Annotated in this window: 10 protein-coding genes; 5 read left to right on the forward strand and 5 right to left on the reverse strand. The window is 69.0% G+C overall.

The window, feature by feature from the left end:
* Positions 1 to 64: 64 nt before the first annotated feature.
* A complete protein-coding gene (gene cobU / locus F3J14_RS31690; protein WP_166726280.1) occupies positions 65 to 625 on the reverse strand; it encodes a bifunctional adenosylcobinamide kinase/adenosylcobinamide-phosphate guanylyltransferase in 561 nt (186 codons plus the stop codon).
* 75 nt (positions 626 to 700) lie between these two features.
* Here cobU and F3J14_RS31695 point away from each other — a divergent pair, with 75 nt between their 5' ends.
* The 4 genes from F3J14_RS31695 to F3J14_RS31710 all read left to right on the forward strand — a co-directional run bounded on the left by F3J14_RS31695 (position 701) and on the right by F3J14_RS31710 (position 3788).
* Positions 701 to 2203, forward strand: a complete 1503-nt coding sequence (locus F3J14_RS31695) for a cobyric acid synthase (RefSeq protein ID WP_166726281.1) — start codon at positions 701 to 703, stop codon at positions 2201 to 2203.
* Between the two features lie 82 nt (positions 2204 to 2285).
* On the forward strand, positions 2286 to 2426 hold the full coding sequence (locus tag F3J14_RS31700; protein WP_166726282.1) for a hypothetical protein: 141 nt from the start codon (positions 2286 to 2288) through the stop codon (positions 2424 to 2426).
* A 163-nt stretch (positions 2427 to 2589) separates the two neighbouring features.
* The gene (locus F3J14_RS31705; RefSeq protein WP_166726283.1) at positions 2590 to 3003 is read left to right on the forward strand and encodes a DoxX family protein; all 414 of its coding nucleotides are present in this window, start codon (positions 2590 to 2592) and stop codon (positions 3001 to 3003) included.
* A gap of 125 nt (positions 3004 to 3128) precedes the next feature.
* A complete protein-coding gene (locus F3J14_RS31710; RefSeq protein WP_166726284.1) occupies positions 3129 to 3788 on the forward strand; it encodes a ParA family protein in 660 nt (219 codons plus the stop codon).
* 197 nt (positions 3789 to 3985) lie between these two features.
* Here the strand turns inward: F3J14_RS31710 and panD are convergent, their stop codons facing one another.
* The 4 genes from panD to F3J14_RS31730 all read right to left on the reverse strand — a co-directional run bounded on the left by panD (position 3986) and on the right by F3J14_RS31730 (position 6578).
* Entirely contained in the window at positions 3986 to 4372 is a 387-nt protein-coding gene (gene panD, locus F3J14_RS31715) for an aspartate 1-decarboxylase (RefSeq protein ID WP_006754524.1), read from the reverse strand.
* 41 nt (positions 4373 to 4413) lie between these two features.
* Positions 4414 to 5253: a pantoate--beta-alanine ligase gene (gene panC / locus F3J14_RS31720; protein ID WP_166726285.1), complete on the reverse strand. Its 840-nt coding sequence runs from the start codon at positions 5251 to 5253 to the stop codon at positions 4414 to 4416.
* Positions 5254 to 5512: 259 nt separating this feature from the next.
* Positions 5513 to 6385, reverse strand: coding sequence for a ScpA family protein (locus tag F3J14_RS31725; RefSeq protein WP_166726286.1), 873 nt, complete (start codon positions 6383 to 6385; stop codon positions 5513 to 5515).
* A 4-nt stretch (positions 6386 to 6389) separates the two neighbouring features.
* Positions 6390 to 6578 (reverse strand): DUF3460 family protein, encoded by a 189-nt coding sequence (locus F3J14_RS31730; RefSeq protein WP_166726287.1) that lies wholly within the window; start codon positions 6576 to 6578, stop codon positions 6390 to 6392.
* Positions 6579 to 6842: 264 nt separating this feature from the next.
* Between F3J14_RS31730 and F3J14_RS31735 the strand changes: the two genes are divergently transcribed.
* On the forward strand, positions 6843 to 8669 hold the full coding sequence (locus F3J14_RS31735; protein ID WP_166726288.1) for an autotransporter assembly complex family protein: 1827 nt from the start codon (positions 6843 to 6845) through the stop codon (positions 8667 to 8669).
* Positions 8670 to 8820: the final 151 nt, after the last annotated feature.

Consider the following 8820-nt stretch of genomic DNA (forward strand, 5'->3'; position numbering starts at 1 on the left):
TCGACGATGCGATCGACGATCGCGGCCGCGACCGCGAGCATCGCGACGACGGGCAGCGACAGCATCAGCATGACGGCGCTCCGGCCTTGAGCTCGAGCGGCAGCCCGGCCACCAGCAGCGTCACGCGTGTCGCGAGCGCGGCGATGCGCTGGTTCAGCCGCCCCAGCTCGTCGACGTAGCGGCGCGTGACCGACCCGAGCGGCACGACGCCGAGCCCGATTTCGTTGCTGACGACGATCACCATCGCACGCGCGTTGCGCAACGCGTGTTCGAGCCGCTCGACCTGCGCCGCGTACTGCGTGTCGTCGAGCGGGTCGCCGTCGAGCGGGCACAGCAGGTTCGTGAGCCACAGCGTCAGGCAGTCGACGAGCAGGCACGCGCGCGGATCGTCGAGCCGCGCGAGCGTGCCGGCGAGGTCGACGGGCGCGTCGGCGAAGCCCCAGTCGGCCGGCCGGCGCACGCGGTGATGCGCGATGCGCCGTTCGAACTCGGCATCGGCGGTGCTCGCCGTCGCGGTCGCGATATAGGTGACGGAGCGGCCGCTGTCGGCGGCGAGCCGCTCGGCGTGCGCGCTCTTGCCCGAGCGCGCGCCGCCGAGGACGAAGGTGAGGTCGTGCGGAATCATCGCGTGATTGTAACGGCGCGCGCGCGGCGGCGCGGGCGATAATGCGGCCTTTGCTTCGCCACGACCTTGCACACGATGAACGCACCCGAAGCGCCGCCGCGCGGCACGTTGATGATCCAGGGCACGACGTCCGACGCGGGCAAGAGCACGCTCGTCGCGGGCCTGTGCCGCCTCGCGCGCCGTGCGGGCGCGCGCGTCGCGCCGTTCAAGCCGCAGAACATGGCGCTGAACAGCGCGGTGACGGCCGACGGCGGCGAGATCGGCCGCGCGCAGGCGCTGCAGGCGCTCGCCGCGGGCGTGGCGCCCCATACCGATTTCAACCCGGTGCTGCTGAAGCCGACGAGCGATCGCGGCGCGCAGGTGATCATTCACGGCAAGGCGCGCATGAACCTCGATGCGCGTGCGTACCATGACTACAAGCCGGTCGCGTTCGACGCGGTGCTCGAATCGTACGCGCGGCTGCGCGCCGGCTACGACACGGTGCTCGTCGAAGGCGCGGGCAGCCCGGCCGAGATCAACCTGCGCGAAGGCGACATCGCGAACATGGGCTTCGCCGAACGCGTGGATTGCCCGGTCGTGCTCGTGGCCGACATCGATCGCGGCGGCGTATTCGCCCATCTGGTCGGCACGCTCGCGTGCCTGTCGGACAGCGAGCGCGCGCGTGTGCGCGGTTTCGTCATCAATCGTTTTCGCGGCGACATCAAGCTGCTCGAACCGGGCCTCGACTGGCTGCGCGCGCAGACGGGCAAGCCGGTGTTCGGCGTGCTGCCGTACCTGCACGGGCTGCTGCTCGACGCCGAGGACATGCTGCCGTCGCAGGCACGCAGCGCCGCCGCGCGCGGCGACGCCGGCGTGCTGCGCGTGGTGGTGCCCGCGCTGCCGCGGATCAGCAACCACACCGATTTCGATCCGCTGCGCGCGCATCCGCAGGTCGAGTTCACGTACTGGAAGAGCGGCCCGGTGCCGGACGCCGACCTGCTGATCCTGCCCGGCTCGAAGAGCGTGCAGCGCGATCTCGCGTGGCTGCGCGACGCGGGCTGGGACGCGGTGATCCGCCGGCACCTGCGCTATGGCGGCAAGGTGATCGGCATCTGCGGCGGGATGCAGATGCTCGGCCGCACGCTCGACGATCCGCTGGGCCTCGAGGGCGCGCCGGGCAGCGTGCCGGGGCTCGGGCTGCTCGACTTCGACACGACGCTGCAGCCCGACAAGACGTTGAAGAACGTGACCGGGCATCTCGCGCTGCCCGGCGCGGCCGCCGTGCACGGCTACGAGATCCACATGGGCGACACGCGCGGGCCGGCGCTTGCGGCACCCGCGCTGGCGCTGGCGGCGGGCGACGCACCGGGCGGCGTGCGCACGGACGGCGCGGTGTCGGCCGACGGGCAGATCCTCGCGACCTACGTGCACGGGCTGTTCGACGCGCCCGACGCGTGCGCGGCACTGCTCGCGTGGGCCGGGCTCGACGGCGCGGAACGCATCGACTATCCGGCGCTGCGCGAAGCGTCGCTGGAGCGGCTGGCCGATTCGTTCGCCGAGCATCTCGACCTGCGCGCGCTGTACGCCGAGTTCCGCTGACGCACGGCGCGGCCGGCCTGGCATTTTGCGCAGAATCGCGTACAACTCAGGTGGGCGGAGGTCCGCCCGAAGGAGCGCGACGATGAAGACTCGATGGTGGTTGAGCGTGCTGCTCGCGGCGCTGCTGGGCGCGTCGGCGCTTGCGCACGCGTGCGACTCGTACACACCAGGCGGCGGTCCGACCGGCTCGGGCGACGCCTCACAAGGCAAGAGCGGCGGCTGACAGGCGTATCGGAGACAGGACGTCAGGGCATGCTCGGTCATGCCCTTTTTTACGGCCCGATTCATTCTTATCAGGAATCAATTAAAGCGTTGGCGCGTGTTTATCGGTCGAATCGATTCGAATAGAGTGCAATCCATTCTCAGCCACTCAAAAGGAATTCGCCATGAACCCCAATCGCCTGAACGATCTCGGCGCGACGCTGCTGCGTGTCGCACTCGGCGTGCTGTATCTCGCGCACGTCGCGCAGAAGGTGTTCGTCTTCACGCTGCCCGGCACCGCGCAGTTCTTCGCGTCGATCGGCCTGCCGGGCTGGCTCGCCTACGTGACGACCTTCGTCGAACTGGCCGGCGGCCTCGCGCTGCTGGCGGGTTTCCGCGTGCGTATCGTCGCGCTCGTGCTGCTGCCGTTCATGCTCGGCGCGGTGTCCGCGCATCTGCCGAACGGCTGGAGCTTCGCGTCGCCGCACGGCGGCTGGGAATACCCGGCGTTCTGGGCGGCCACGCTGGCCGTGCAGGCGCTGCTGGGCGGCGGCGCGTTCGCGCTCGGCGCACCGCGCGCCGCGACGCGGACTGCATAAACAGGGCGGGCATCGGCGCGACCCGTTCCGGTGACCCCCCGTTTGCCGATATCATCGCTCCCTGTATCCGCAATCGAGCGGCGCCTGCGAGGCGGCAGGCGCCGCGCGGCTTTTTGGGGGAATTCATGACGGTCATCGTGGTGGCGAATCCGAAGGGCGGCGTGGGGAAGAGCACGCTGTCCACCAATCTTGCCGGCTATTTCGCGGCGCAGGGCGCATGGATCGCGCTCGCCGATCTCGATCGGCAGCAGTCCGCGCATGCGTGGCTCGACCTGCGGCCGGCCGGCCTGCCGGCGATCGAGGCGTGGGAGCTCGATCCGGACGCGCCGTCGAAGCCGCCGCGCGGCCTCGAATATGCGGTGATCGACACGCCGGCCGGCCTGCACGGCAACCGGCTCAGCGTCGCGCTGCAGCTCGCCGACAAGGTGATCGTGCCGCTGCAGCCGTCGATGTTCGATATTCTCGCGACCCAGCAGTTTCTGGAGCGCCTCGCCGGCGAGAAGGCCGTGCGCAAGGGCAGCGTCGAGGTCGGGATCGTCGGGATGCGGGTCGACGCGCGCACGCGCTCGTCCGACCAGCTGCATCGTTTCGTCGAAGGGCTCGGGCTGCCGGTGCTCGGTTATGTGCGCGACACGCAGAACTACGTGCAGATCGCCGCGCACGGCCTGACGCTGTGGGACGTCGCGAAGAGCCGCGTCGAGAAGGATCTCGAGCAGTGGCGGCCGATCGTCGAATGGGCCGAGCGCCGCGCGCCGAAAGCGGAGAAGGTCGGCAAGGCGTCCTGACCGCACCGGCCGAACCCGGGGCGAACCGGCGGCGGCGAACCGACGGCGATCCGGTCGAATGAAGAAGGGCCTGATCCGGCATCGCGCCGGATCAGGCCCTTCGTACGTCTACGGCCGCACGACACCGGCCGCCACGGCGCGCGGTGCGCCGCGATACAGCGACCCGGCGTGTCGCGACACGCCGGCCGCCGCCTGGATCAGGTCCAGTTCTGGGTCGGCACGTGATCGCGGTGGCCCTTGATCTTGTTGCCTTCGTCGATGAACACGAGCTTCGGCTTCCAGCCGGCCTGCAGCTCGGCTTCGTCGACCATCGCGAACGCCGCGATGATCACGAGGTCGCCGAGTTGGGCGCGGCGTGCGGCCGAGCCGTTCAACGAGATCATCCCGCTGCCGCGCTCGCCCTTGATCGCGTACGTCGAGAAGCGCTCGCCGTTGTTGATGTTCCAGATGTCGATCCGTTCGTTTTCGACGAGGTTCGCCGCTTCGAGCAGGTCTTCGTCGATCGCGCACGAGCCTTCGTAATGCAGCTCGCAGTGCGTGACGGCCGCGCGGTGGATCTTCGATTTGAGCATGTGGCGCTGCATGGTATCTCCGTGATGCGTGAGAGGCGAGGGCGGGCGGCCCGTCAGATTTCCAGGTTGTCGATCAGGCGCGTCGCGCCGAGCTTCGCGGCCGCGAGCACGACGAGCGGCTCGCCGGCTTCGAGTTCGGCGGCGCTCGGCGCGATCAGGTTCGCGCGGCGGCGGATCGAGATGTAGTCGGGCGCCCAGCCGCGCTCGGCCAGGTGCGTGCACGCGGTCTGCTCGAGCTTGCCGAGGTCGCGTTCGCCGCCGAGCACGCCGTCGCGCACGCGCTGCAGCGTCTTCGCGAGTTCGGGCGCTTCCTTGCGCTCGTCGGTCGTCAGATAGCGGTTGCGCGACGACAGCGCGAGGCCGTCCTCGTCGCGCACGGTCTCGGCCGCGATGATGTCGACCGGCAGCGCGAGCTGCTGGCACATCCGGCGCACGATCATCAGCTGCTGGTAGTCCTTCTTGCCGAACACGGCGACGCGCGGCTGCACGCAGGACATCAGCTTCGTGACGACCGTGCACACGCCGGCGAAGAAGCCGGGGCGGAACTCGCCCTCGAGGATCCCGCCGAGGTCGTCGGGCGGCAGCACGCGATACTCCTGCGGCTCCGGATACATGTCGCGCTCGGTCGGCGCGAACAGCACGTAGACGTTTTCCTTCTGCAGCTTCTCGATGTCGTCCTGCAGCGTGCGCGGATATTTGTCGAAATCCTCGTTCGGGCCGAACTGCAGCCGGTTGACGAAGATGCTCGCCACGACCGGGTCGCCGTGCTGGCGCGCGAGGCGCATCAGCGACAGGTGACCTTCGTGCAGGTTGCCCATCGTCGGCACGAACGCCGTGCGGTTCTGGCCGCGCAACTGGTCGCGCAGTTCCTGGATCGAGCTGATGACTTTCATGATCGGGTAGCGGGTTCCTCGCGCATGCGCGCGTTGGCGCCGCAACAGCGGCGTCGGGGTCGAAGCGGAGAACGCCGGCGCGCGGGCGGCGCATCGGGCGTCGGCGGATTGTAGAGGATTTGGCCGCCGGGCGCATCGAAAAAAGCACGGTCGTTCACTTTTTAATCGGGCGTGCCGCTGGCCGGCCGCGCGGGCGGGGCCCGGCGGCGGAATGCGGTGTGTGGCGGTGTGCGGGGACGACGCGGGCGCGCGGCGCGCCTTATGCGGGCAGGTAAGCGAGGCGCACGTAGATCGGCGCGAACGGTTCGGCCTGCGTGATCTCGAGGAGCGATTCGCGCGCGAGCTCGAGCATCGCGATGAAGTTCACGACGACGACCGGCACGCCGCGCGACGTGTCGAACAGGTCGGCGAACTCCATGAAGCGCGCATTCTGCAGCCGGCGCAGGATCAGGCTCATGTGTTCGCGCACCGACAGCTCCTCGCGGGAGATCTTGTGGTGCTGGACGAGCTTCGCGCGCTTGAGCACGTCGGCCCACGCGGCGCGCAGGTCGTTCGAATCGACGTCCGGGAAGCGCGGCGTGGTGCTCTGCTCGATGTAGACCTCGGCGCGCAGGAAGTCGCGGCCGAGCTGCGGCAGCTGGTCGAGGCGCTGCGCGGCAAGTTTCATCTGCTCGTACTCGAGCAGGCGGCGCACGAGTTCCGCGCGCGGATCCTCGGCTTCCTCGCCGGTGTCGGCCTTCTTGACCGGCAGCAGCATGCGCGACTTGATCTCGATCAGCATCGCGGCCATCAGCAGGTATTCGGCGGCCAGCTCGAGGTTCGACGTGCGGATCTGGTCGACATACCCCAGATACTGCGCGGTGACCTGCGCCATCGGGATGTCGAGCACGTTGAAGTTCTGCTTGCGGATCAGGTACAGCAGCAGGTCGAGCGGACCTTCGAACGTCTCGAGGAAGATCTCGAGCGCATCGGGCGGGATGTAGAGATCCTGCGGCAGCTTGAAGAGCGGCTCGCCGTACAGGCGTGCGAACGCCGCGACACCGTCTACCGTGTCGGGCGTCGAATCGGCGCCCGCGGGCGCGGCGACCGCGTCGTCCTGCCGGGCGGCGCTGGCCTCGTCGGCGGCGCTCACGTCGTCAGAAGTTCTGGTAGTAGACGTAGGACGTTTGCTTCACGCGCGATTCCTGCTGCTCTTCGCGCTCGTCGAGGTCGATCGGCTGCTTGTCCCACAGCAGGGAACGGCCCTTGCGTTGCTCGGCTTCGAGCGTCGGCTTCTGTTGCTTGAGCTGATTCAGGAATTGCGTGACGTCGGACTGGTACGGCATGGCTTGGCTTTCCGTTTCGGGCGGCGCACGATGCGCCGGATTCTCGATGGCGGGATTTTACCGCATCGCGGGGAACAGCCGGCGGCAATCGCGCGTCGAATCCGCTGGCCGGCGCGTGCGGCGCGGCTGGCCGGGCATGACTGGCCGGGCGCGCGCGTCGTTGCGCGCAAGCGTCAAAGCGGCGCCCGCGCGGGCAGGGCCGCTGCCCTGTGGTCAAATACAGGGCTTTCCACGAAACCATGACAACCGAGGGCGAGGTCATATTTGGCGGGTCAGGCGAACCAGCAAGCATATCCGGCGCATGAGGCGAGGCCGCGCGCGGCCCGTCACGCGGGTGATCGCGCACGGCGCGGCGTCGGTGCCGCGGCCCGGGCCGCCCTCGTGGGCTGTCTCGCCGCGTGCGTCGTATTGCCGGCCTACGCGAAGTACGACGTCGACATCGACGCGCCGCGCTCGATCCGCAAGCTCCTCAAGGCCCATCTCGACATCGCGCGCTTCGCGAAGCGCGACGACATCACCGACGACCAGTTCGACTTCCTCGTGACCGCCACGCCGCAGCAGGTTCGCGACCTGACCGCGACGGCCGGCTATTTTTCGCCGGTCGTGCGCACCGACGTGCGCACGCGCGACGGCAAGCGCGACGTGCGCGTCGCCGTCGATCCGGGGCCGCAGACCGTCGTGTCGACGGTCGACCTGACGTTCAAGGGGCCCGTCGACACCGAGGATCCGAAGCAGGAGACCGCGACCCGCTTCGCGTTCTCGCTGAAGCCCGGCGATCCGTTCACGCAGTCCGGCTGGGACACCGCAAAGGGCGAGGCGCTCAAGCAGTTGCAGTCGCGCCGCTACCTGGGCGCGAAGATCACGTCGTCGGAGGCGCGCATCGATCCGCGCACGCAGCGCGCGACGCTGGCCGTCGCGTTCGACAGCGGCCCGACATTTACGATTGGCAAGGTTGATGTCGACGGCGTGCGCCGCTATCCGGAGAAGATCGTCACGAACGTCAACCCGCTGTCCGAAGGCGAGATCTACGACGCGCGGCGGATCACCGAGTTGCAGCGGCAACTGCAGAACACGCCGTACTACGCGAGCGTCGCGATCGACGTCGGCGACGACACGTCAAAGCCCGAGCTCACGCCCGTGCATGTGAAGGTCAGCGAGTTTCCGTACAACAACATTCGCGGCGGCGTCGGCTACGCGACCGACACGGGCCCGCACGTGCAGGGCTCGTATACGTACCTCGACACGTTCGGCGCCGCGTGGCCGTTCACCGTGTCGGGCCGGGTCGACCAGATCCAGCAGTATGGCCAGGTGCAGCTGTCGATGCCGCCCGGCAAGAAAGGGTGGACCAACAGCGTGCTCGCGTCGTACACGAACACCAACGTGTCGGACACGCGCATCTACAGCGCGCGGATCGGCGCGCAGCGCACGCGCACCGGCCAGTTCATCGACTACGCGTACTCGCTGATGTACTACCAGGACCGGCTCGACCAGAACGGCGCGGGCCCGACCACGAGCCGCGCGCTGGTGCCGCAGTGGTCATGGACGCGCCGCAACGTCGACGATCCGCTGTTCCCGCGCTCGGGCAACCTGATCCACGCGGAGGCCGGCTTCGCGATCAAGGGCGTGCTGACCGACCAGACCTTCATCCGCGGTTACGCGCGCGGCCAGCAGTACGTGCCGATCGGCAAGCGCGACCTGTTCGTGTTCCGCGCGGAGCTCGGCGGCGTGTTCACGAGCGGCAGCTCGACCGGCGTGCCGGCGTCGCTGCTGTTCCGCGCGGGCGGCTCGAACTCGGTGCGCGGCTATGGTTACCAGAGCATCGGCAACAGCGTCGCCGGCTCCGTGCTGCCGACCAAGTACCTGATGACGGGCACCGCCGAATACCAGCACTGGTTCAACCGCGACTGGGGCGCCGCGACGTTCTTCGACATCGGCACCGCGACCGATGCGTGGGGCGAGAAGGTGTTCTACCCGGGGGTCGGCGTCGGCGCGCGCTGGCGCAGCCCGGTTGGCCCGATCAACGTCGACGTCGCGTACGGGCTGCGCAACCACAGCGTGCGCCCGTACCTGACGCTCGGCATCGCTTTCTGACCTTATTGCCCGATCCACGACGAACCGCATGACGAAGGACCCGAACGACACGCCGCCGCCTCACGATCCGGATTCGCCCGAGCGCGCGCCCGACGCGCCGCCGGCGGGCGCCCACAGGGGGAACAGGGTCCAGGCCGTGGTCGCGCCCCCC

It is taken from the genome of Burkholderia sp. Tr-862, from assembly GCF_011753085.1.
In the GTDB taxonomy this organism is placed as follows: domain Bacteria; phylum Pseudomonadota; class Gammaproteobacteria; order Burkholderiales; family Burkholderiaceae; genus Burkholderia; species Burkholderia ambifaria.

Bases quoted from the DNA above. Each gene is read 5' to 3' on its own strand.
- cobU (WP_166726280.1), bottom strand. From the start codon at position 625: ATGATTCCGCACGACCTCACCTTCGTCCTCGGCGGCGCGCGCTCGGGC.
- F3J14_RS31695 (WP_166726281.1), top strand. From the start codon at position 701: ATGAACGCACCCGAAGCGCCGCCGCGCGGCACGTTGATGATCCAGGGC.
- F3J14_RS31700 (WP_166726282.1), top strand. From the start codon at position 2,286: ATGAAGACTCGATGGTGGTTGAGCGTGCTGCTCGCGGCGCTGCTGGGC.
- F3J14_RS31705 (WP_166726283.1), top strand. From the start codon at position 2,590: ATGAACCCCAATCGCCTGAACGATCTCGGCGCGACGCTGCTGCGTGTC.
- F3J14_RS31710 (WP_166726284.1), top strand. From the start codon at position 3,129: ATGACGGTCATCGTGGTGGCGAATCCGAAGGGCGGCGTGGGGAAGAGC.
- panD (WP_006754524.1), bottom strand. From the start codon at position 4,372: ATGCAGCGCCACATGCTCAAATCGAAGATCCACCGCGCGGCCGTCACG.
- panC (WP_166726285.1), bottom strand. From the start codon at position 5,253: ATGAAAGTCATCAGCTCGATCCAGGAACTGCGCGACCAGTTGCGCGGC.
- F3J14_RS31730 (WP_166726287.1), bottom strand. From the start codon at position 6,578: ATGCCGTACCAGTCCGACGTCACGCAATTCCTGAATCAGCTCAAGCAA.